Here is a 23,951-nt window from a genome sequence, read left to right as displayed (position 1 = left end):
CATGAATGACGCGCAGTTGTTGCAGTACTTTCAGAATCAGCAGACACAACCCGGCTGGTTCTCTTTGCTCCACATCATGATTGATAGCATGGTGGCGAATGCCGGCGAGGCGGAAAGCCGTCCGTTTCTGATACAAATGGGTGAGACGCTGGCCGAGCGTCACCCGTTGGCATTAGCGCGAACTGTGGGCGAACTCGAATCACAGATAAATGTTCAGCTCGCCCGTTTCAACTGGGGCTATATTGATATCGAAGCCAGTGAAAACGCGATGCTTATTCGCCACATGGCTTTGCCTGTTCCCGCAGACGAAGCGCAGCAGGTTTCCTGGAATAATGCCTTCAGTGCCGTTCTGGAAGGAGTATACGCCCGTTGGTTACGCGATCAGGGCGGTAAACCGCATGTGTCGCTGTGGCGCGAGTCTTCACCGTCAGCAACAGTGGTACACTTTCGATATCAAAATAGTCGATGAGGTGCTTTGATGTTGCAGCGATGCAAAACGCTGATAGTGGCAATGGTTGCCTTGATTTTCAGCCAGCAAGCGCTGGCTGACACGGCATGGGACAGCTATAAATCTCGTTTCTTAATGCCTGATGGTCGCATTGTCGACACCGGGAATAAAAACGTCAGCCATACCGAAGGACAGGGCTTTGCCATGATGATGGCAGTGAGCAATGATGACCGCGCCAGTTTTGATAAGATGTGGAACTGGACGCGAAAAACCCTGAAAAACCCTGAAAACGGTCTGTTCTATTGGCGATATAACCCGGTTGAAGCTCAGCCGATCACCGATAAAAACAATGCCGTCGATGGCGATACCTTTATCGCCTGGGCGCTATTAAAAGCGGGCAACAAGTGGCAGAACCCGGATTATCTCAAAGAGTCCGATGCCATCACGAAGGCGCTGGTGGCGCATAACGTGGTGCGTTTTGCGGGTATGCAGGTGATGTTGCCTGGAGCAAAAGGTTTTAACCTCAACAGCTACGTGAATCTCAACCCTTCCTATTTTATCTTTCCGGCCTGGCAGGATTTCGCGAACCGCAGCCATTTAACGGTGTGGCGAGATTTGATTAATGACGGGCAGAAGTTACTGGGGAAAATGCACTTTGGCAGCCCGCAGCTTCCGTCTGACTGGGTGTCGCTCTATTCCGATGGCCGTACCGTTCCAGCAAAAGAGTGGCCGGCGCGTTTTAGTTACGATGCGATCCGCGTTCCGCTGTACGTCTACTGGTTTAATCACAGCAGCCCTGAGTTGCAGGTCTATAAAACCTGGTGGGGGCGCTACGGTCGCTTGCAAACTCCAGCGTGGGTGAATGTCACCACGGGGGATACCGCGCCGTACATGATGGACGGCGGGTTACTGGCGGTGCGTGATTTAGTGCTCCAGCCTGCGAATGTGGCGAACCCGCAAATCACTGCGCAAGAGGATTACTACTCGGCGAGTTTGAAGATGCTGGTGGCGTTGTCGGTAAGGTGATTATTGTTGGTGCGGGACGCCCTCACCCTGGCCCTCTCCCCCAGGAGAGGGAATAAACCGTTTCTCCCCGTACCTCCCCAGGAGAGGGGATTTTTAGCTCCTTCTCCCTCAGGGAGAAGGCCGGGATGAGGGTTGTTTTCTCGAGGCACTTTCCAAAATTCCTCGCGCAATCTGACAAAACCCCAAAAAACCGCCAGCATCCCGCAATGAATAAAAAAACCAAAACCTACGTTAAAACATTGCGCCAAACCATGACGCCCCAGGAACAATTGCTGTGGCGGCTGCTAAGAAACAGACATTTTTCCAATTACAAATTCAGGCGCCAGCATCCTGTCGGTCCGTTTATTGTCGACTTCGCCTGCTTACGACCCAAAGTCATTATCGAACTGGACGGCGGGCAGCACAGCGAAAGTCATCGTTACGATGAGAGCCGGACATTATGGCTGGAGCTAAGAGGCTGGCGGGTACTGCGCTTTTGGAATAACGAGTTCACGCATAATACCGACGACGTACTCACTCTTATTCTGGATACGCTCGCGGCAGTTTCGGTTTCTCAAGCCTAAAATCCACCACAATGAAGTATACTCAGCCTGCATAAGAGCAAGTTCAGTAAGCCCAGTCATTGCGGAGTGTAAGTTTGCGAGTCAGTCGTTCATTAACGATTAAACAAATGGCGATGGTGTCAGCCGTCGCTTTGCTGTTTATTTTCATTTTTATTGTGGTTCAGCTTTTTCACTTTGTGCAGCAAAGCCGCTACGACACAGCCAGCCAGATGGAGAAAATCGCCCATTCGGTGCGTATTCCGCTGTCTGAAGCTATCCTGCGGGCCGATATTCCTCAGGCAGAATCCATCCTGAACCAAATTCAACCTTCCGGGATTATCAGCCGGGCGGATGTCGTTCTGCCGAACCAATTCCAGGCGTTACGCCAGCGATTTACCCCGGAACGCACGATCCCTGTGTGGATTGCGCGCCTGTTTGAACTTCCGGTGCAGATTTCCTTACCGCTGTATTCACTGGAGCGCCCGGCCAATCCGCAGCCGCTGGCTTATCTGGTGCTGCAAGCGGACTCGTGGCGGATGTATAAATTCATCATTAGTACGATTTCGACCTTACTGACGACGTATCTGCTGCTGGCGCTGATTTTATCAGTAGCGATTAGCTGGTCGATTAACCGTTTAATTGTTCACCCTCTGCGAAAAATCGCCCGTGAACTCGACAGCCTCAGCCCGCATGACGCGGCGACTCATCAACTCAGTCTGCCTCCTCTTCATCACGATGATGAGATAGGCATGCTGGTGCGCAGCTATAACCGCAACCAACAAATGTCGCTGCGGATGCATGACGAAATGAGTGCGATGAGCACCCGAAATACTCTGACTGAGTTGCCCAATAAAGCGCTGTTACTCGCTTTGCTGGAGCAGCTGACCGCCAGCGATAACAAGAACGCGTTGATCGTGATTGCCAGCGAGACTTTGCAAGACAGCGCCGGCGTGCTTAACGAAGAGCAGCGCGAAATGCTGCTGCTGACGCTGGTCGAGAAAATCAAAGGTGTCCTGCCGCCGAATATGGTGTTGGCCCAGCTCAGTGGCAACGACTTCGGCATTATTGCTCATGGCATTCAGGATGCATGGCAGGCGATGGCGTTGGCGAAGCAGATTATCGCAGTATTCAACGAGAAACTGCCGCTTCAGACCATTTCTCTCAAACCGACTGCCAGCATCGGAATTGCGATGTATCACGGTGGGCTGAGCGCCGAACAGTTGTATCGCCGTGCGGTTTCCGCTGCGTTTTCTGCCCGTCGCCATGGCAAAAATCAGATTCAATTCTTTGACCCTGAACAGATGGAAATTGCGCAGCGCTATCTAACGCAAGAACATGATTTGCTGGCGGCTTTAGACAATCATCAGTTCGCGATTTGGCTGCAACCGCAGGTCAATTTGCGTACCCGGGAAGTAGTCAGCGCCGAAGTGTTACTGCGTATGAAGCAGCCAGATGGCAGTTGGGCGTTGCCGGAAGGCTTGATTGAACGTATCGAAGATTGCGGTTTGATGTTCACGATTGGCAACTGGATCCTTGAAGAATCCTGCCGCGTGCTGGCTGGCTGGCAAAGCCAGGGCATCACTATGCCGTTATGTGTGAATGTCTCCGCACATCAATTACTGCACGAAGAAATGGGCTCGTCATTGCTGGAGTTGATGGCGCGCTACCGTATCCAGCCAGGGATGTTAATTCTCGAGGTCACGGAAAGTCATAACATTGATGATCCGAAAAAAGCGGTCAGTATTTTGCGTCCGTTACGCAAAGCGGGGGTGCGAATTGCGCTGGATGACTTTGGTATGGGTTATGCCAGTCTGCGCCATTTACATCACCTGAAATCGCTGCCTGTGGATGTGCTGAAACTCGATAAGAGCTTTGTTGATGGCCTGCCGGAAGACAACGCCATGGCGGGCGTGATTATCGGGATGGCGAACACACTTGGTCTGAAACTGGTGGCGGAAGGCGTTGAAAATCAGGCGCAGTGCGACTGGCTGTTAAACGAGGGCGTGACCCTTGCCCAGGGTTATCTTTTCTCCAGAGCACTGACTCTTAAAGAGTTTGATGCGCAGTACTTATCCGCCGCTTCTCAGTAAATTAGTTGTTGCAAATGTTATTGGGCTGGCGCGAGTCAGCTCAATTATTTAACAATTTTGTCTACAAATCAGCGCTGTGTCACTTTTGAGTGTTTTTGTGGGTGTTATTTTTGCTGCCGCAGGCCAATGGCCAATCCTGCGGCACTGCGGAATTTCTACCTCTCAAGGACACGCTATGAAACTCTCTCTCTTTAAAAGCCTCTACTTCCAGGTTCTCACGGCGATCGCCGTCGGTATCCTGCTGGGTCATTTTTACCCGGAAATAGGCGCACAGATGAAACCGCTCGGCGACGCGTTCGTTAAACTGATTAAAATGATTATTGCGCCGGTTATCTTCTGTACGGTAGTGACGGGCATCGCGGGCATGGAAAGCATGAAAGCTGTCGGCCGCACGGGTGCTGTGGCGTTGCTTTATTTCGAAGTGGTCAGCACCGTTGCGCTGATTATTGGCTTGATTGTCGTCAACCTGCTCCAGCCAGGGGCTGGCATGAACGTTGACCCGGCAACGCTTGATGCGAAAGCCGTGGCAATGTATGCCGAACAAGCACAGCAGCAAGGCGTGGTCGCATTCTTACTGGATGTGATTCCGGGTAGCGTAATTGGCGCATTCGCCAGCGGCAATATCCTGCAGGTGCTGCTGTTTGCAGTGCTGTTTGGTTTTGCGTTGCACCGTCTGGGCCACAAAGGCCAACTGATTTTCAACGTCATTGAAAGCTTCTCGCAGGTCATCTTCGGCATCATCAATATGATCATGCGCCTTGCGCCAATCGGTGCTTTCGGTGCCATGGCATTTACCATTGGTAAATATGGCGTCGGGTCGCTGGTTCAGCTTGGCCAGTTGATTATCTGCTTCTATATCACCTGTATTCTGTTTGTGGTTGTCGTGCTGGGTTCCATTGCCCGGATGACGGGTTTCAGCATCTTCAAATTTATCCGCTATATCAAAGAAGAGCTGCTGATCGTGCTCGGCACATCTTCATCTGAATCCGCGCTGCCAAGAATGCTCGATAAAATGGAGAAACTCGGCTGTCGTAAATCAGTTGTCGGGCTGGTTATCCCGACCGGATACTCGTTTAACCTCGATGGCACATCGATTTATCTCACCATGGCTGCGGTGTTTATCGCCCAGGCGACCAACAGTCATATGGATATTTTCCATCAAATCACACTGCTGGTGGTGTTGCTGCTCTCCTCTAAAGGGGCGGCGGGTGTCACGGGAAGCGGTTTCATCGTGCTGGCAGCCACCATTTCAGCGGTGGGACATTTACCGGTCGCGGGCCTGGCGTTGATTCTCGGTATCGACCGCTTTATGTCAGAAGCGCGTGCGCTGACTAACCTGGTGGGTAACGGTGTCGCGACGGTTGTGGTGGCTAAGTGGGTGAAACAATTGGATGAGAAACAGCTGGTTGATACGCTTAATAATCCAAATTCCGCGAAAAAAGTGAGCGAAGTCTCGTCTTAATCCCCTCAATTGCCCACAGCGACTTGCCCTCGCTGTGGGCTACTGCGCATAATTGACCCTTGAGCCAACTTCTTTGGCGTTTTTTTTCATTTTAAAAGTGACGTTTTCGCGAAGATGCGGTCAAACGGAGTGGTGAATTGTCACCGTGGTGGCTTTTTTGCGTAATCTTTTGTCACCATTACACTTTTTAATCAGGATTGTTTTCCAGGGGTTAACATGCAGGGCACCAAAATTCGACTCTTAGCTGGCGGATTGCTGTTGGTCGCCGCCGCCAGTAATGTGCAGGCAGAAGCACTACAGCCCGATCCAGCCTGGCAGCAAGGTACGCTGGCCAATGGTTTTCAATGGCAAGTCCTGGCCACACCTCAACGCCCAAGCGATCGTATTGAAATTCGTCTGTTGGTCAATACGGGCTCATTGACTGAGACCACCCAGCAGAGCGGCTTTAGCCACTTCTTACCTCGCCTGGCACTTACACAAAGCGGTAGCTTGCAGCCATTGCAGGTACGCTCACTCTGGCAGCAAAGTGTGGACCCGCAGCGTCCTCTGCCTCCAGCGGTTGTCTCCTATGACTTCACGCTGTTTAATCTCAGCCTGCCTAATAACCGCAATGATTTGCTTAAAGAAGCGCTGGTTTATCTTTCTGAAAGCACCGGTAAAACGTCTGTCACCCCAGAAACGGTGAACGTTGCGCTGCAAACTCAGGATATGGTGGCAACCTGGCCGATGGACACCAAAGACAACTGGTGGCGCTATCGCTTGCAAGGTTCCACGCTGTTGGGCCATGACCCGGCAGAAGATCTCAAACAGCCAGTTGATAACGAACAACTGAGCCAGTTCTACAAGAAATGGTACACCCCTGACGCGATGACGTTGATTGTCGTCGGTAACGTAGACAGCCGAAGCGTTGCCGATCAAATCAACAAAACGTTTGGCGCGCTGACCGGCAAACGTGAAACTCCCGCACCGGTTGCGACCCTTTCTCCTCTCAAGCGCGTTCCCGTGAGTTTGATGACTGATAGCGTGAGTCAGGACCGCCTCTCACTGATGTGGGACAACTCCTGGCAGCCTATCCGTGAATCCTCTGCGCTGCTGCGTTACTGGCGTGCTGACCTCGCCCGTGAAGCGCTGTTCTGGCATGTGCAGCAGAACCTTAGCAAGCAGAACACCAAAGACCTCAATCTGAGCTTCGATTGCCGCGTGCTGTATCAGCGTGCGCAGTGTGGCATTAACCTTGAGTCACCAAACGATAAGCTAAACGCGAATCTGGCGAACGTCGGCAAAGAGCTGGTGAACGTGCGTGATAAAGGGCTTTCCCAGGCAGAGTTTGATGGGCTGGTGGCGCAGAAAAAAGCTGAACTTGCCAAGCTATTCGCCACTTACGCGCGTACGGATACCGATGTGTTGATTAGCCAGCGTATGCGCTCGCTGCAAAACCAGGTGGTAGATATCGCGCCGGAGCAGTATCAGAAACTGCGCGGCGACTTCCTGAACAGCCTGACCTTAAGCTCGCTGAATCAGGATTTGCGTCAGCAGTTGTCGCAAGAAATGGCATTAGTGCTGTTGCAGCCAAAAGGCGAACCTGAGTTCAACATGAAGGATCTGCAAGCGACGTGGGATAAAGTGATGGTTCCGTCTAAGGCGCTTCCGTTAACGGATGAACCGAAGCAGGACGTGTCGGATATTCCGCCAGCGCAGTAATATTTGCCCTCACCCTAACCCTCTCCCTCAGGAGAGGGGATTGAATCGGTTTCTCCCTCTCCCTCAGAAGAGGGGATTGAATCGGTTTCTCCCTCTCCCTCAAAAGAGGGGATTGAATTGATTTCTCCCTCTCCCTCAGGGAGAGGGTCGGGGTGAGGGTTGTTTTAAGCGGGCATGGCTTCTTTCGGGATGATCGCGCCGCGATACTGAATCACGGTGCTCGCGGTCAAATGTCCACGTTTTGCCGCTTCTTCAGCACTTCCGCCAGTTAAACGCACTGCCAGATAACCTGCGCTGAAAGAGTCACCTGCCGCCGTGGTATCGATAACTTTTTCTTTCGGCAGTTTTACTGCTGGCACTTCTAATGTCGTTTCACCCTGAATCGCCACCAGGCAAGAATCTGCGCCACGCTTGATAACCACTTCACGCACGCCAGCCGCCTGAGTACGGTGAATCACTTCTTCAACTGGCTTCTCGCCCCACAGCAGGTCTTCGTCATCCAGCGTCAGGAACGCGATGTCGGTGCAGGCCAGCATCTGCTGGTAAACCTGCTGAGTCTCTTCACGGCTTGCCCACAGACGCGGACGATAGTTGTTATCGAAGATAACTTTGCAGCCGTTCGCGCGGCACTGAGTCAGCAACGCCATCAGCTTTTCACGGCTCGCGGCATTGAGGATAGCGAGGCTAATCCCGCTCAGGTACAGATAGTCGAACTGAGCCAGTTCTGCACAGATGGCTTGCGCTTGCTCGCTCTCCAGCCAGAAACGGGCTGCGGCTTCGTTGCGCCAGTAGTAGAAAGTACGCTCGCCAGTCGAGTCAGTTTCGATGTAATACAGACCCGGTAAACGGTGTTCCAGGCGCTGTGTCAGTTCGGTGTGTACGTTTTCTTGCTGCCATGCGTCGAGCATTTGTTGGCTGAAGTTATCTTCGCCCAACGCCGTAACGTAATGGACTTCCAGCGCGTCAGCATCAACCTGACGAGCGATGTAAACAGAGGTGTTAAGGGTGTCGCCACCAAAGCCGCGGCTAACTTCCGCACCTTTTTGCGACAGTTCAATCATACATTCACCGATGACGGCGATTTTGCGCGTTGGCATAGCAGTAAACCTGAATTAATGAAATTAACGTTAGTTTGCTGGTCGGCCAAAAACGAGTCAAACAATTTAAAACGTTGTTTCGGAAAACTTTGAGCTAAGGCAGTTTATTGCCAATGTGAACGAACTCTCTTTCATTGATGTTGTACTCAAAGCGAACATAAAGTTCTCATGCGCTACGCCGATAACTTGTCGATGGGCCACCCGAGTTATCAAGGTAAACAGGACGTACATGATGAAGTTTAAGCAGATCACTCACCGGCTGAATACGCTTGAGGCGAGTGTCGAAAGTTTGCAGGAACGGCGATTCTGGTTGCAGTGCCAGCGGCAGTACACCTTCCAGCCGATCTATAAAATCGACGGTCGATTGATGGCGATAGAGCTACTGACGGTGGTCACGCACGTGGATGAACCCGAAGTCCGTATTCCACCCGATCGCTACTTTGCATCTATCTCCAGCCGCACACGATTGATGGTTATCGAAGAGCAACTCAACTTGCTGCACAGTTGGGAGTCCATTTTCCTCGGTTATGGCATTTTAGCGTCCGTAAATGTCGATGGCCCTACGCTTGTGGCGATGAAAAACCATCAGCCGATACTGGCACTGATCAACAAAATGCCGTGGGTACGCTTTGAACTGGTTGAACACATCACCCAACCACAAGCGGTGACGCTTGCGGGAATGAATGAATTTGGCCCGCTGTGGCTGGATGATTTCGGTACGGGCGTCGCCAACTTTTCGGCATTAAGTGAGATGCACTACGACTACATCAAAGTCGCGCGTGACCTGTTTATCATGCTGCGTACCAGCGAAGAAGGCCGCAATTTATTCACCATGTTGCTGCAACTGATGAATCGCTATTGCAAAGGCGTCATCGTCGAAGGTGTGGAAACCGAAGATGAATGGCGTGATGTGCAAAACTCCCCGGCGTTTGCGGCGCAAGGCTATTTTCTCTCCCGTCCGTTCCCGTTTGAACAGTTAGAAAGTGTCCTGACTCGCCTCTCCTGATGCCGGATTGGTTACGCTCAACTATCTTTAGTTAATGCGAGCCACATCAGGAGAAGGTAAAAGGCATGACTAAAACTGGAAAAGTCGCCAGCGGTATCGTCGGGGGTTTATTGTTGTTGGTTGTGGTGGCAATCATTGTGATTGCGACGTTTGACTGGAATCGGCTCAAACCGACCATCAACCAAAAAGTCTCGACAGAGCTTAACCGTCCATTCGCCATTCGTGGCGATTTAGGCGTGGTATGGGAACGTAACAAAGAAGAGACCGGCTGGCGCAGTTGGGTGCCATGGCCACATGTTCATGCAGAAGATATTATTCTCGGCAACCCGCCCGACATCCCAGAAGTGACTATGGTGCATCTGCCGCGTGTGGATGCCACGCTGGCCCCCCTCTTTTTGCTCACCAAAACGGTTTATATCCCGTGGATCAAGCTTGAAAAGCCCGATGTGCGCATCATTCGCCTGTCGGAAAAAAACAATAACTGGACGTTTAACTTTGCCAGCGACCAGCCAAAAGATCCCAACCAGCCGCCATCTGCCTGGTCATTCAAAATGGACAACATTTTGTTCGATAAAGGCCGAATCGCTATAAACGACAAACTCACCAAAGCGGAGATGGAAATCCTCGTCGATCCACTCGGCAAGCCGTTGCCGTTTAGCGAGGTTGAAGGGAAAAAACCGAAAGGTAAAGATGCCGCAAAAGCCGGAGATTATGTCTTTGGCCTGAAGGTCAGTGGGCGCTATAACGGCGAACCGATTGAAGGTACTGGCAAAATTGGCGGCATGTTAGCGCTGCGCAGCGAAGGTGAAACCGCCTTCCCGGTGCAGGCTGATGTGCATTCAGGTAATTCACGCGTGGCGTTCATTGGTACCGTTAATGACCCGATGAAAATGGGCGGCGTGGATCTGCAACTGAAATTCTCCGGTGATTCTTTGGGAAATCTCTACGATTTGACCGGCGTGTTATTGCCGGATACCCCTCCCTTTGAAACTGACGGTCATTTACTGGCAAAAATCGACACAGAAAAAGGGTCAGTCTTCCGCTATCAGAACTTTAACGGGCGTATCGGCGAGAGCGATATTCATGGTTCGTTGACGTTTTCTCAGGGCAAGCCGCGTCCGAAGCTGGAAGGCGATCTTGAATCTAAACAGCTGCGTCTGGCGGATTTAGGGCCGTTAATTGGTGTGGATTCCGGCAAAGACGCGCAGAAAAGCAAACAAGCCGAGCAAGCCAAAGGCGAGAAAACTGTCCAGCCGAGTGGCAAAGTTCTGCCATACGACCGTTTCGAAACGGATAAATGGGATGTGATGGATGCCGACGTGCGCTTTAAAGGGGGCCGTATCGAACACAGTGGCTCGCTGCCGCTTAGCAACCTCAATACCCATGTGATCCTTAAAAATGCCGACTTGCGCCTTGAGCCGCTGAAATTTGGTATGGCGGGCGGCACCATCAACGCCAATATCCACCTGCAAGGCAATAAGAAGCCGATGCTGGGAGAGGCGGATATTCAGGCGCGGCGTTTGCAGCTCAAACAGCTGATGCCGAAAGTGGAATCGATGCAGAAAACACTCGGTGAACTGAACGGTGATGCAGATTTGCGTGGCCGGGGGAATTCTATCGCAGAGTTGTTAGGAAGCAGCGATGGCAACCTGAAGCTGCTGATGCACGATGGGCTGATTAGCCGCAACCTGATGGAAATCGTCGGTCTAAATGTGGGGAACTACATCGTTGGGCAAATCTTTGGTGATGATGAAGTGCGGATTAACTGTGCGGCGGCGAATCTGGATTTACGCGACGGGATAGCGTCCCCACGTATTTTCGCCTTCGATACGGAAAACTCGCTGATTAACGTCACCGGCACCACTAATTTTGCTAACGAACGTCTCGATTTAACCATCAACCCGGAAAGCAAAGGGGTGCGTATTCTGACGCTACGCTCGCCACTTTATGTGCGCGGGACGTTTAAAAACCCGGATGCTGGCGTGAAACCTGGACCACTGATTGCCCGTGGTGCGGTTGCCGCAGCGCTGGCGACCCTTGTGACACCGGCCGCCGCGTTACTGGCGCTGATTTCACCTTCTGAAGGGGAGCAAAATCAGTGTCGGAATATTTTAGGGCAGATGAAGAAGTAACAGTGTCGGATGACGCTGCGCTTATCCGACCTACAAATGCCGTAGTAGGGTGGATAAGCGCAGGGTACAAACCGGGCACATAGGTTACAGACTTTGTAGGGTGGATAAGCGTTTAGCGTCATCCACCATTTGCACTGTTCTAAAGCGACAAATGACGTGTCTCTTTAGACACCAACAGCGCAACCAGCGTAATCGCTGACATCGCCGCCAGATACAAACCAACGTAGAACAGACCGTAATTCGCCTGCAACCAGGTTGCGATATATGGCGCAACTGACGCGCCCAAAATCGACGCCACGTTGTAGGAAAACGACGCACCGGTATAACGCACTTCCGTTGGGAACAACTCTGGCAACAACGCGCCCATCGGGCCGAAGGTCAAACCCATCAGGCTTAAGCCAATAAGCAGGAACGCCATCACCAGCGTCGGGTTGCCTGAACCCAGAAGCGGCTGGAATACGGCTAACGCAAACACAATCATCAGGCTGGTGATAACAATCATGCATTTACGGCGACCAAACTTATCAGCCAGATAACCGGCAATCGGCACCATCACGCCAAAACCAATCACCGCCATCATCAGCATCCACAACACATCGTTGCGGGAGAAGCCCAGACCCACCGGTACTTTGGCGGTACTGAAGGTCATTGAATAGACCGTCATGATGTAAAACAGTGTGTAGGTGGCCAGCATGATAAACGTGCCGATGATAGTCGCTTTCAGGTGTTTGGTCAGCAGCGTGCCGAGCGGGACTTTAACCTGTTTGCCGGCTTTAGCGATTTTTGCGAACACCGGAGTTTCATGCAGAGAAACACGCACATACAGGCCAATAATCACCAGCACTGCGGACAGAATAAACGGTACGCGCCAGCCCCAGCTCATAAATTGCTCGTCAGTCAGCAACCAGGAAAGCAGCAGGAAGGTGCCGTTGGCAAAGAAGAAGCCGATTGGCGCGCCGAGTTGCGGGAATGAACCGTACAACGCGCGTTTACGCGGTGGCGCATTCTCGGTCGCCAGCAACGCAGCACCGCCCCATTCACCACCCAGACCGAGGCCCTGCCCGAAGCGAGCCAGTGCCAGCAGCATTGGCGCTAATACGCCGATAGTTTCATAGCTCGGCAACAGGCCAATCAACACGGTTGAAACACCCATCGTCAGCAGCGATGCCACCAGGGTTACTTTGCGCCCGACGCGGTCACCAAAATGGCCGAACAGTGCGGAGCCAATTGGGCGTGCCACAAAGGCAATGGCGAACGTGGCGAGCGACTGGAGTGTCGCCGCCGTTGGGTCACCTTGCGGGAAGAAGATATGCGGGAAAACAATCACGGCCGCAGTAGCGTAAATATAGAAATCGAAGAATTCGATGGCGGTGCCGACAAGCGAGGCAACGACAACTTTTCCGCGTGAGTTGACGGGCGTGACGTCAGTTTCGGTATTGACTGGATTTGCGATGGTGGCTTGCATATTTTTTTCTTATTTATATCGAACGAAAGGCCATATTACGCACAGCAAAAGGCGCATTTCAACGCACGCCTGATGAGCAGGCTGTGCGATAAATAAGCATTAAGAGGATAATTTTTAGTCCAGAAAATAAGCATCCATGTCGTGCTTCTCATTTTTAAAAAATTAGATGATAAAACTGGTTTCAGGTTAAATAAAAGTTACAGGTTAGATTTATGTGCTGAATGGATTGTGAAGTGAAGTTCTCGTAGGGCGGATAAGCGCCAGCGTCATCCGCCGTGAGGTGTCGGATGACGCAGGCTTATCCGACCTACGGATTGAAGATCACCTCTGCGTTTTACCCGGCATACGCGGGTCATCTTTGTACTCGGCGGTGGCAATCCACGCGGCACAAAACAGCGTCAGGCGGGCGAAGAAATAGAAAAACGCCATCAAACCTAAAACCGAACCAAACGCCGCACCGGAAGGCGAACTCACCAGTTTTGGCAGGCTGTAAGTCATGATGATTTTGATAACTTCAAAGCCAATCGCGGCGATAAACGTGCCGCGAATCAGCGCTTTTTTGCGCGGGCGATGGCGCGGCAAGCGCCAGAAAATCCAGAAGAACAGCAAATAGTTAGCCAGAATAGAAATCGCTAACCCGACCACATGCCAGACAGGTTTCAGCCATTCAATACCGTCTAAATGCAACAGACCGATCAACATAGTCTGTGCTGAACCTGCAACCGAAGTGATGGAAAGCGTCACAATCAGTGCAATCAGCAGGCCAATCAACGAGATAAAATCACGCAGATATTTTATCCAGAACTTTTCTTCATCCTTCGGGTTGCGCTCCCATCGGTCACGCGACTGGGCACGTACCGCCTCGCGTAAATTCCCCATCCAGTTAATGCCGGAATAAAGCGCAATCAACAGCCCCACTAAACCCACCGTGGTGCGTTGTTGAATCGCGGTGTTAATGGTGTTTTTCAGTGTGGCCGCAAGCGTCGGGTCACTGACGTTCTCAAGGATTTTGTTGAAAATATCCTGCAATAGCGTCGGGTGCGAGGCGAGAATAAAACCGCCTGCGGCGAACGCCACCATCATGATGGGGATCAGCGATAAAAACGAAAAATAGGTAATCGCTGCACCAAACTGATTACCAAGGCGGTCGTTAAACCGCTCGGTAGCACGTAAAAGATGCGCCACCATTGGGCGCTGCGCGGCTTTATTGACACTGGCAATCGTATGATTAACCGTCTCGTTGCTCGTTTTGATATTTAACAACTGCTCCGACTCATCTGGCTTCACAGGCTCAACTGTTTCGGGCTTCGGCTCCGTCTGAAATTTGGCGACAGGCTCATATTCAAGCGGTTCGGTTGGACGTTTCTCGACGTTTTCCGGTGGGGTCATCAGCAGCGATATCCTTTTAGTTTTGCTGGCTCGTAAAGAAATTATAGCCTGGTCGTCAGTCTACATAGCCTTTAACCAGCCCGGTCAGCCATTCCATAAACAAATGAACGCGGCGGGAGAGGTTGCGTCGGTGCGGATAAAGCAGCGAAACAGGCATCGGTTCGGCGCGGTATTGCGGCAGGATCTCCACCAGTTTTTTGCTCTTAAGTAAGTCTTTCACGCCGATGCGCGGCACCTGAATAATCCCCAGCCCAGCCAGGCACGCTGCCTGATAAGTTTCGGTGCTGTTCACGGTAATAACGCCACCGGTTTTTATCCAGCGCGTATTTTTATCGAGCCACACTTCAAAGCCTTGCGGGCGGCTGCCGAGATTGAGCGCGTAATGCACCACCGCGTGAGAAGCCAGATCATCAAGGGTTTCCGGATAGCCAAAACGCGCCAGATAATCCGGACTTGCGCAGTTAATTAGGGTCAGTTTGCCTAAGGGACGTGCGACCAGCCCTGAATCTTTGAGTTGCCCAACACGCACCACGCAGTCAAACCCTTCACGCACCACATCCACCATGCGGTCGCTGCTGCTTAACTCCAGCTCAATGCCTGGGTACTGCTGTAAAAAGGCGGGGAGTCTGGGGATCACCAGATTTTTGGCTACCCCCACCGGCATATCGACCCGCAAGCGCCCACTGACGCTGCCTGGGTCTTGCAGAAATAACCCGTCGAGTTCATCAAGATTGGCTAAAAGATCGCGACAGCGTTCGTAATAGACCATGCCGTCTTGCGTCAATTGCACGCGCCGCGTGGTGCGATGCAATAACCTTGTTCCCAGCATGCCTTCTAGCGCCTGAATCTGGCGCGATACGCTACCTTTAGGAAGGCCCAGAGTGTCGGCGGCGCGAGAAAAACTCTCCAGTTCAGCCACTCTAATGAATAGCTGCATTGCCTGTATTTTATCCACTTTTTTTCCGCATTGTTGTTGGTAGTGAAACAGTGATGCGCATTTGGCACTCTTTATTGATTTTGTAGCAGCTAATAAGCTTTCCCTCAATCACCGAACAGTCATCGAAGGGGTAAAACATGAGCCAAACAATCGCATTAGTGACCGGCGGCAGCCGTGGATTAGGTAAAAACGCGGCTCTGAAGCTCGCGGCTCGCGGAGTGAATATCATTCTGACCTACAACAGCAAGCAACAAGAAGCGCGGGATGTTGTACGTGAAATCGAGCTAACAGGCGTGAAAGCAGTGGCAATTCACTTGAATGTCGCCGAAAGTGCAACCTTCCCGGCGTTTGCTAGCGAAGTGAAACAACAGCTGCATGACGTCTGGCAGCGCGACTCGTTTGATTATTTATTAAACAACGCGGGTACGGGTCTCGATGCGCTGTTCGAAAAAACAACAGAAGCGCAGTTTGATGATTTAATGAACATCCATTTGAAAGGGCCTTTTTTCCTGACCCAACAGCTGCTGCCGCTGATTAAAAATGGCGGGCGCATCCTCAACGTTTCTACCGGGCTGACGCGTTTTGCGCTGCCGGGGAAAGCGGCTTATGCCGCGATGAAAGGGGCGATGGAAGTGCTGACTAAATACCAGGCCAAAGAGCTGGGTGCTCGGGGGATATCGGTCAATATCATCGCACCGGGTGCGATTGCGACCGATTTTGGCGGCGGTGTTGTGCGTGACAATGAACAAGTTGCCAATGCCATCGCTGCACAAACCGCGTTGGGACGTGTTGGGCAACCTGATGACATTGGTAATGCGATTGCGGTTCTACTGAGTGATGAAAGTGGCTGGATGAATGCGCAGCGTATTGAAGTGTCAGGCGGAATGTTTTTGTAAGCACAGTCTGGGGCGATGCCGGATGACGCTAACGCTTATCCGACCTACAACTGTGAACATTGTCGGATGACGCTGCGCTTATCCGACCTACAACACTGTGAACATTGTCGGATGACGCTAACGCTTATCCGACCTACAACACCGTTATCGTAGGGTGGATAAGCGTCAGCGTCATCCACCGTGTTTTATTTAAATTCTTTGCGCAGCAAGCCGAAAATCCAGTCGTCTTGCCAGACGTCTCCCAGAAAATAGTTTTCTCGCAGAACGCCTTCCTGCTTAAAACCCACCTTTTCCAGCGTCTTTTTGGAACCGATATTCCCGACGGTGACAGTCGCGGTCAGCCTGCGCATACTGCACTTTTCGAACGCAAATTTGCATACCGCATTAAGCGATTCATACCCGTAACCTTGCCCGTGAAACGCAGGATCAAGAATAAAGCCCACTTCCGCCATATCGTCATCGCTACGCACAAAACCGGTGAAACCAATCGGCACGCCGTTGGGTTTATCGCGCATAACAAGGCAAAGCCAGTGGCGGCTGTGAATTTCCCAGCGCACCAGGCGAGCATTAAAAATCTGGCGAATCTCAGCTTCCTGTCGATTATCAGAAACATAACGCATAACGTCGGGGTCTTGTTGCAAGCGCAAGAATAATGGCCATTCTTGCTCGGTGATTTGCGTTAAATTGAGTCTGGAAGTCACGAGTGGAAACATAGCTTTTAGTCCACGATTTTTATTATTTGCAGGTGTTTAATTCATATCAGCAAAAAAATAACGGCGCCAGAAAATTGCGCCGTTATATAAGGTTAATTCCAGCGTGATATATCATCCGTCGTCAGTCCAATATCGCGTAATTGTTCCTTATTGAGCCCTTTTAGTACGCGTGCCGTCTGATGTTGCAACCAGCGTTGGCGGAAATAGTGGTAGATCATCACGAAGCCATAAAAAGGCCGACGTGGTCTGTTTTCTTCAAAGCCCATGGTGTTGCTCCTCATCGTGTTGATGGGAACAATCATGCGCCACCATACAGATCGCAGGCAGACGCAAATATAACTTTTATTTAACATACAGACGCGCTAAAACAAGATCTGAATGGGACTTTCTTCGCCATTCTGTACTGGTTTTTCCGTCTGTATGGTGAAATGAGAGGATACAGCATGACGCGCTACCAACATCTTGCCACTTTGCTGGCAGAACGCATTGAACAAGGGTTGTATCGCAGTGGGGAACGCCTGCCATCGGTGCGCAACCTGAGTAGCGAACACGGCGTCAGTATCAGCACCGTACAGCAGGCCTATCATATTCTTGAAGACCGCCAGCTTATTTCCCCGCAGCCCCGCTCCGGCTATTTTGTTACGCCACGCAAATCACTGCCGCCCGTGCCAGCGCTGACTCGTCCTGCGCAACGTCCGGTAGAAATTACGCAATGGGATGCGGTTCTTGAACAACTCACTGGCAGGGAAGATGCCGGTAGCATCGCGTTTGGCAGCGGATTCCCGGATGTGACCCATTCAACGATTAAACCGTTGTGGCGTGAAATGGGCCGCATTGTCCAATATCAGGAAGCCGAAGTTTTAGGCTATGACTGTATTAACGGTAAGGGCGTTCTGCGTGAACAAATTGCCCGCCTGATGCTCGATAGCGGTTGTGTTGTCACGCCGGACGACATTGTGATCACCACCGGTTGCCATGAAGCCCTGTCGATTGCGATTCGCGCGGTGTGTGAGGCGGGAGATATTGTGGCGGTTGAGTCACCTTGTTTCCACGGTACCATGCAAATGCTGCGTGCATTTGGCATTAAAGTGATTGAAATACCAACGGATTCTGAAACGGGGATCAGTGTTGAGGCGCTGGAGCTGGCGCTGGAACAGTGGCCAATCAAAGCGGTGATTTTGGTTCCTACGTGCAACAATCCACTCGGGTTTATCATGCCCGATGCACGTAAAAAAGCGGTGCTGAATCTGGCGCAACGCTTTGATATCGCCATCATTGAAGATGATGTTTATGGCGAGCTGGCGTATGAATATCCGCGTCCGATGACAATAAAATCGCTCGATGTGGATGGGCGTGTGGTGCTGTGTAGTTCATTTTCCAAAACACTAGCGCCGGGTCTGCGTGTCGGCTGGATTGTGCCGGGGCGCTATTTTGACCGCGCGATGCATATGAAATATATCGTGACCGGCAGCACTACGACCTTTACGCAAATGGCGGTCGCTGAATTTGTGCGTAACGGCCATTACCATCGCCATCTGCGGCGTATGCGCCAACACTATCAACGCAACCTCGATATTTTCACCTGCTGGGTACGCCACTATTTCCCGTGCGGTATCTGTGTTTCTCGCCCGCAAGGCGGTTTCCTGATGTGGATAGAGCTACCGGAACACATTGATATCGTGCCGATTATTGAAACGCTGCGTGAGCACAATATTCGCATTGCGGTGGGGTCATTGCTTTCTGCTTCCGGGAAATATCGCAACTGTATGCGCCTGAATTACGCGCTGCCATTCAACGATGAGACCGAAACCGCGCTGCGAAAATTGGGCGAGGTGATCAGCGATGTTTTTGAAAACGGTTAATTTTCCTGGTCTTTTACTGCCATAGATTCCATTTTGATTACGCTAAAATCCGGCGTAACGGCGTCGTGAACGCGCGCCTTATCCAAAAAGGAAAACCATGACCAGCGCTGCACAGTTGCTGATGCGGGATAAGTTTGAGACTTGCCTGAGTGTTTGCCGCCAGGCGTCATTACAAATCCTGCCATTGCTCACCATCAAAGCCTCCGAAGGCAAAGATCCTCAATGGTTTTTCCAACAACTGGAGCAGGCCCGGCTGGCACTCGGCAGTTGGATGGCGGTGGCAAAGCGGTTAAACCTCAATGACGCCGAGATTTCGCAGTTCACTCTGCTGCTGCGCCATTTACAACAACTGGTGCCGCAATATGAAAGTGGCCAGGAAATCAGCCATAACCAGCTTATTGCCGCACTGCGTTTTGTCAGTTATCTCGAACTGGTGCGATTAAGGCAGCCACTGCTGGGTTATTCCACCGAACTCGATAAGAACAGCGAAGCTGAGCAGCAAAAGGCTGTGCGCCAGATGCGGGCAATGGAATTAATGCTCAAAGGGATGATTAATAAAAGTTATCCCAGCCAGTCGCAACTGGTGAATAAGTTGAAAAAACAGTTTGGCGCCGAAGGTGTGCGCCGCTGGTTAAAGCATGGCGAGCAGGGGGATGTGTTAAGCGGCATGCGGTTTAGCGAGCTGGCTTTGATGGTGGTGGATAAAAAGGAGTTTGCGAACCACTATGCTGAAATAATCCAGAGCACGCCGCAGTTAAGTTTGTTTATTGATCAACGCAAAACGCTACAAACCTTCCTCGACGACGTACGCGAAATTCGCAATCATCTCCTTCAACAACCGCCGCTCACTTCAGTGCAACTCGCTTTGTTGGATAGCTATTATCAGGAAAGCAGCGCGGCTATTCAGCGTGCTTATGATGAAGGGCGAACCACAGTCAATCCGGCCGCCTTTATGGCTGCTGATGACGCTCAACTGCAGGCATTTATAGAGCTTGCTCAGAAAAAATATCAACTGTCGGGACGTGATTCGGATGAGGTGCGCGACACCATCGATCATCCCGATTTGCGTCACACCAAAAGAAAACAGGATACCGGCGAAACGCTGCGCATGCTGTTGTGGTGCGTGGCAGGCGTGGCGCTGATTAGCACCGCTATTTTCGGCATGTATTTCCTGAGCGATATCACCAGTCAACCCGCGCAGGCAAAAAGTGAACCGGCGAAAGTGACGGTGGTTGATTCAATCCCATTAAGTCAGAGTGCGCGTGAAAAGCTGGCGAATATTGGTATTACCTGGGAAGAAGGAAATTTGCGCTCGGCCATTGAGCGGGGCGATTCCACGGTAGTGCGCCTGTTTATGCAGGGCGGAATGAACTGGAAAGTGTATTACACCGAATCTGCACTGGCGGGCGATTATCGCGACGCGCTCAATACGTTGTTGCAATACCGCTCGCAAATGGATGAAGAGCGTCCGTGTCGGCGCATGGTCAGAACCATCAGCCAGGCGATGAACGACGGGCAAAGTCTCACTTCTGCACGCAAACAATTCCTGCAAACTTTTTGTAGTACGCCTGAGGCTATCAAGCGGCAGAAAGAAGATGTGGACCGCGCAAAATTGCGGCTAAATGCGCAACAGCAACGCAATTCTGACGCTGAAGAAACCGATGAAAAACGTGCGATGGAGATTCAGAAAGCGATTTATGACGCGATGCGGTGATGTGCTGGTTTCGTTTGGGACTGATGACATAATTGGCGAAAATGGTGGATGACGCTGCGCTTATCCACCCTACGTTTCAATCATTTCGCTGTCGGATGACGCTGCGCTTATCCACCCTACGTTTCATTTATTTCGCTGTCGGATGACGCTGCGCTTATCCACCCTACGTTTCAATTATTTCGCTGTCGGATGACGCTGCGCTTATCCACCCTACGTTTCAATCATTTGTAGGTCGGATAAGCGCAGCGTCATCCGACAAAATGAAAAGCCTGAGATCGGCCGATCTCAGGCTTTTTCTTTTACTCAGGATCAGTGAGACGCTTCGCCGATCAATGCCCCACCGCCGGCACCGACTGCAGCACCTTTTAACACGCTGTTGCCAGTTGCTGCTGCCGCAACGCCGCCCACAGCGGCACCAATTGCGCCACCTTTACGTGCAGCTTTACCGGTGTCTCCGCTCTTAAACATCGCACCAGTACCACCGCCAACCACTGCGCCACCGACGGTGCTTTTCACGCTTTTACCTGTCGCTGCACCAATTGCCGCGCCAGCGAGTGCGCCACCCGATGTTTTATCAAGCGCCAATACGTTGCCGGAAAATGCGAATGATAAGATCAATAAACCTGGAATGAATTTTTTCAAGAACTTGTCCTCCTGGACATATAAATGCGCAATAACCTGCGCTCCAATTTTAATATTCTGCACCCGCAAGTATATCAACCAGGTGAGATACCTGGGTCATGAGATAATTCCTAGAATATGCGCGGCGGAGCAACGGAATAAACAGAAATTAATACAGCAATAAGTGAAAGCGTATAAGTTCGGAAATTACGTCCAAATGTAACTAAATAGTTTGAAATATATATTTCGTAGCGCTGTAAATAAAAAGGCTGCGGATCCTGGGATCCACAGCCTGTCATTTATTTCCCGTCTTTAGAAGACGAAAGCGCACATCAGCGCATGGTCACGAACTCTTCCGAACCCGTCGGGTGAATCGCCACGGTGTTGTCGAAGTCTTTCTTGGTGGCACCCATTTTCAGTGCTACCGCAAAACCTTGCAGCATTTCATCCATGCCGTAACCAATGCCGTGAATACCGACAATTTTCTCGTCCGGACCTGCACATACCAGCTTCATGCGGCACGGCTGGCGGTGAGAGGTGACAGCGGTGTACATCGCGGTGAAGGAGGATTTATACACCTTCACGTTGTCGTCGCCGTACTGCTCACGCGCTTGTGGCTCAGTTAAACCCACAGTGCCGATTGGCGGATGGCTGAACACCACGGTTGGGACGTTGCTGAAATCCAGATGCTCGTCTGGCTTATTGTTAAACAGGCGCTCTGACAGGCGACGGCCAGCGGCAACGGCAACGGGCGTCAGTTCTACGGCACCGGTGTTATCGCCAACAGCATAAATACCCGGCACGCTGGTGTTCTGGAACTTATCGACTTCAATGTAGCCTTTGGCGTTAGTTTTCACACCGGTCACGCCCAGATTGAAGCTGTCGGTTGCTGGCTGGCGGCCAATCGCCCAAATCAGGCAATCGACGGTCTGCGAACGGCCATCTTCCAGGTGCAAAGTCAGGCTGCCATCGGCATTCTTTTCAACGGCTTTTGGCACGGCGTGGGTGTGCAGCGTTGGGCCTTCGGTGTTAATCACTTCCAGCAACGTTTCGACAATCAGCGGATCAAAAGTACGCAGCGGTGCGTGTTGGCGCACGAACAGGTGAGTTTCAGAACCCAGTGCGTTCACTACGCCTGCGATTTCAACGGCGATATAACCCGCACCGACTACCGCAATGCGTTTTGGCAGCGCTGGCAGCTCAAAGAAACCGTCGGAATCAATACCGAATTGCGCACCTAGAATCGACGGATGGCTTGGACGGCCGCCGGTCGCAATCAGAATGTGGTCGGCAGTGATGGTTTCGCCGTTCACTTCAACCGTGTGCGCATCGACAAATTTGGCAAAGCCACGAATCACGTCAACGTTGTTTTTACCCAGCACGTTGTCGTAAGAGGTGTGGATGCGGTCGATATAAGCGGTGCGGCTGGCGATCAGTTTGTCCCAGTCGAATTTATTCACCGTGGTGTCAAAGCCGTAATCCGGGCCGTAGTTGTGGATGGCTTCTGCGATTTGCGCCGCATGCCACATCACTTTTTTCGGCACGCAACCGACGTTGACACAGGTGCCACCTAACTCTTTCGCCTCAATGAGTGCGCATTTCTTCCCATACATTGCCGCACGGTTAATGGAGGCAATACCGCCGCTGCCGCCGCCAATGGCGAGGTAGTCATAATGTTTGGTCATGATGTTTCCCTATTGAGTCGAAAAAATTTGCGCAATTGTAACGCGTCGAGAAATTGGTTCCACCGATAGCTCTGATAGCCCCACGTCATACTTCAAGTTACAGGGGTGTTGGCTGCATTCACTCACCCCAGTCACTTACTTATGTAAGCTCCTGGGGATTCATTCTCTTGCCGCCTGCCAGTAACTCGAATTATTTAGTGGGGGGTTACTCAGGAACAACCCAGCTCAATGTTGTTGAACCGTTGCCGGAAGGCACCAGTGTTTTATGCAACCACGGCAGTACATTAGCCATTTGCTGCTCAAGTTTCCACGGCGGGTTGATAACAATCATGCCCGAAGCGGTCATGCCACGGCGGTCGCTGTCCGGGAGAACGGCTAACTCGATTTGCAGAATACGGCGGATACCGGTTTCTTCCAGCTCGCGCAGCATACGTTTGATTTGCTGACGCATAACCACCGGATACCACAGCGCGTAAGTGCCGGTAGCAAAACGCTTATAGCCTTCGTTGATGCCGGTGACGACGGCCTGGTAGTCGGTTTTAATCTCATACGGCGGGTCGATAAGAATCAGACCGCGACGCGAAACCGGCGGCAGTTTGGACTTCAACTGGGTATAACCGTCAGCACGCTCAACACGCGCGCGGCTGTCTTTCTGGAATTCAGAACGCAGCAGCGGGAAATCAGACGGGTGCAGTTCGGTCAGTTGCAGGCTGTCTTGTTCACGCAGAAGTTGGCGGGCAATCAGCGGGGAACCTGGGTAATAACGCAGTTGGCCGCCGTGGTTATACGCTTTAACCGCGCCAATGTACGCTTCAAGTTCTGCTGGCAAATCATCGTGTTGCCAGATACGGCTGATACCTTCCAGATATTCACCGGTACGCTCGGCGTGCTCGCTGCTCAGTTTGTATCGGCCTGCTCCCGCATGCGTGTCGAGGTAAAGAAAAGGTTTATCCTTCTCTTTCAACGATTCAATGATGAGAGATTGAACGGTATGTTTCAGTACGTCGGCATGGTTGCCGGCGTGAAAGCTGTGGCGATAACTGAGCATGGCTTGAAGGGTTTCCAAAGACAAAAGAAGAACAACTATTCTGCACAGTATACAGCCTTATGCTCCCCGCCTGGCATTGAAATTAACTACACTAAGCCTCATGTTAAAGGGTATTGC

The 23,951-nt window shown here is 51.6% G+C and carries 20 protein-coding genes; 11 read left to right on the top strand and 9 right to left on the bottom strand.

Annotated features, from left to right (window positions below; genetic code table 11):
* The first annotated feature begins 1 nt into the window (after position 1).
* From bcsD to WBL83_RS20510, 6 genes are all read left to right on the top strand, one after another.
* Entirely contained in the window at positions 2-469 is a 468-nt protein-coding gene (gene bcsD, locus WBL83_RS20535) for a cellulose biosynthesis protein BcsD (protein ID WP_424590861.1), read from the top strand.
* A gap of 9 nt (positions 470-478) precedes the next feature.
* On the top strand, positions 479-1,474 hold the full coding sequence (locus WBL83_RS20530) for a glycosyl hydrolase family 8 (protein ID WP_424590860.1): 996 nt from the start codon (positions 479-481) through the stop codon (positions 1,472-1,474).
* Between the two features lie 206 nt (positions 1,475-1,680).
* Entirely contained in the window at positions 1,681-2,037 is a 357-nt protein-coding gene (locus tag WBL83_RS20525; RefSeq protein WP_424590859.1) for an endonuclease domain-containing protein, read from the top strand.
* A gap of 74 nt (positions 2,038-2,111) precedes the next feature.
* Positions 2,112-4,106: a biofilm formation regulator HmsP gene (gene hmsP, locus WBL83_RS20520; protein ID WP_424590858.1), complete on the top strand. Its 1,995-nt coding sequence runs from the start codon at positions 2,112-2,114 to the stop codon at positions 4,104-4,106.
* 175 nt (positions 4,107-4,281) lie between these two features.
* A complete protein-coding gene (locus WBL83_RS20515) occupies positions 4,282-5,568 on the top strand; it encodes a dicarboxylate/amino acid:cation symporter (RefSeq protein WP_424590857.1) in 1,287 nt (428 codons plus the stop codon).
* A gap of 216 nt (positions 5,569-5,784) precedes the next feature.
* On the top strand, positions 5,785-7,269 hold the full coding sequence (locus WBL83_RS20510; RefSeq protein WP_424590856.1) for a M16 family metallopeptidase: 1,485 nt from the start codon (positions 5,785-5,787) through the stop codon (positions 7,267-7,269).
* A gap of 164 nt (positions 7,270-7,433) precedes the next feature.
* Here WBL83_RS20510 and WBL83_RS20505 read toward each other — a convergent pair whose 3' ends face one another.
* Positions 7,434-8,366, bottom strand: a complete 933-nt coding sequence (locus WBL83_RS20505) for a sugar kinase (RefSeq protein WP_424590855.1) — start codon at positions 8,364-8,366, stop codon at positions 7,434-7,436.
* 232 nt (positions 8,367-8,598) lie between these two features.
* On the opposite strand from WBL83_RS20505, the gene pdeH reads away from it, so the two are divergent.
* A complete protein-coding gene (gene pdeH, locus WBL83_RS20500) occupies positions 8,599-9,372 on the top strand; it encodes a cyclic-guanylate-specific phosphodiesterase (protein ID WP_424590905.1) in 774 nt (257 codons plus the stop codon).
* Positions 9,373-9,437: 65 nt separating this feature from the next.
* Positions 9,438-11,504 (top strand): AsmA family protein, encoded by a 2,067-nt coding sequence (locus tag WBL83_RS20495; RefSeq protein WP_424590854.1) that lies wholly within the window; start codon positions 9,438-9,440, stop codon positions 11,502-11,504.
* A gap of 139 nt (positions 11,505-11,643) precedes the next feature.
* On the opposite strand, the gene WBL83_RS20490 is transcribed toward WBL83_RS20495, so the two are convergent.
* The 3 genes from WBL83_RS20490 to WBL83_RS20480 all read right to left on the bottom strand — a co-directional run bounded on the left by WBL83_RS20490 (position 11,644) and on the right by WBL83_RS20480 (position 15,313).
* Positions 11,644-12,969 carry an MFS transporter gene (locus WBL83_RS20490; RefSeq protein WP_424590853.1) on the bottom strand — a complete coding sequence of 442 codons (1,326 nt, stop codon included), beginning with the start codon at positions 12,967-12,969 and terminating at the stop codon, positions 11,644-11,646.
* Between the two features lie 321 nt (positions 12,970-13,290).
* Complete coding sequence (yhjD, locus tag WBL83_RS20485) at positions 13,291-14,358, bottom strand: inner membrane protein YhjD (protein WP_424590852.1); 1,068 nt, start codon at positions 14,356-14,358, stop codon at positions 13,291-13,293.
* Positions 14,359-14,413: 55 nt separating this feature from the next.
* Complete coding sequence (locus tag WBL83_RS20480; RefSeq protein ID WP_424590851.1) at positions 14,414-15,313, bottom strand: LysR family transcriptional regulator; 900 nt, start codon at positions 15,311-15,313, stop codon at positions 14,414-14,416.
* Positions 15,314-15,432: 119 nt separating this feature from the next.
* On the opposite strand from WBL83_RS20480, the gene WBL83_RS20475 reads away from it, so the two are divergent.
* Positions 15,433-16,191: an SDR family NAD(P)-dependent oxidoreductase gene (locus WBL83_RS20475; protein WP_424590850.1), complete on the top strand. Its 759-nt coding sequence runs from the start codon at positions 15,433-15,435 to the stop codon at positions 16,189-16,191.
* 185 nt (positions 16,192-16,376) lie between these two features.
* Here the strand turns inward: WBL83_RS20475 and WBL83_RS20470 are convergent, their stop codons facing one another.
* Both WBL83_RS20470 and WBL83_RS20465 read right to left on the bottom strand, forming a co-directional pair.
* Positions 16,377-16,904 carry a GNAT family N-acetyltransferase gene (locus WBL83_RS20470; protein WP_424590849.1) on the bottom strand — a complete coding sequence of 176 codons (528 nt, stop codon included), beginning with the start codon at positions 16,902-16,904 and terminating at the stop codon, positions 16,377-16,379.
* Positions 16,905-16,996: 92 nt separating this feature from the next.
* Positions 16,997-17,170 (bottom strand): DUF1127 domain-containing protein, encoded by a 174-nt coding sequence (locus WBL83_RS20465; RefSeq protein WP_424590848.1) that lies wholly within the window; start codon positions 17,168-17,170, stop codon positions 16,997-16,999.
* A 177-nt stretch (positions 17,171-17,347) separates the two neighbouring features.
* Here WBL83_RS20465 and WBL83_RS20460 point away from each other — a divergent pair, with 177 nt between their 5' ends.
* Together WBL83_RS20460 and WBL83_RS20455 are read left to right on the top strand one after the other, a co-directional pair.
* Positions 17,348-18,766, top strand: coding sequence for a PLP-dependent aminotransferase family protein (locus tag WBL83_RS20460; RefSeq protein ID WP_424590847.1), 1,419 nt, complete (start codon positions 17,348-17,350; stop codon positions 18,764-18,766).
* A 97-nt stretch (positions 18,767-18,863) separates the two neighbouring features.
* Positions 18,864-20,480: an STY4199 family HEPN domain-containing protein gene (locus WBL83_RS20455; RefSeq protein WP_424590846.1), complete on the top strand. Its 1,617-nt coding sequence runs from the start codon at positions 18,864-18,866 to the stop codon at positions 20,478-20,480.
* A 309-nt stretch (positions 20,481-20,789) separates the two neighbouring features.
* Here WBL83_RS20455 and WBL83_RS20450 read toward each other — a convergent pair whose 3' ends face one another.
* From WBL83_RS20450 to WBL83_RS20440, 3 genes are all read right to left on the bottom strand, one after another.
* Positions 20,790-21,122 (bottom strand): glycine zipper family protein, encoded by a 333-nt coding sequence (locus tag WBL83_RS20450; RefSeq protein ID WP_424590845.1) that lies wholly within the window; start codon positions 21,120-21,122, stop codon positions 20,790-20,792.
* Between the two features lie 311 nt (positions 21,123-21,433).
* Positions 21,434-22,786: a glutathione-disulfide reductase gene (gene gorA / locus WBL83_RS20445; protein WP_424590844.1), complete on the bottom strand. Its 1,353-nt coding sequence runs from the start codon at positions 22,784-22,786 to the stop codon at positions 21,434-21,436.
* A gap of 205 nt (positions 22,787-22,991) precedes the next feature.
* Positions 22,992-23,834: a 23S rRNA (adenine(2030)-N(6))-methyltransferase RlmJ gene (locus WBL83_RS20440; RefSeq protein ID WP_424590843.1), complete on the bottom strand. Its 843-nt coding sequence runs from the start codon at positions 23,832-23,834 to the stop codon at positions 22,992-22,994.
* Positions 23,835-23,951: the final 117 nt, after the last annotated feature.

Origin of the sequence: Buttiauxella sp., assembly GCF_049686335.1 — a bacterium.
GTDB lineage: Bacteria > Pseudomonadota > Gammaproteobacteria > Enterobacterales > Enterobacteriaceae > Buttiauxella.
This window is presented reverse-complemented; position numbering and strand designations above follow the sequence as displayed.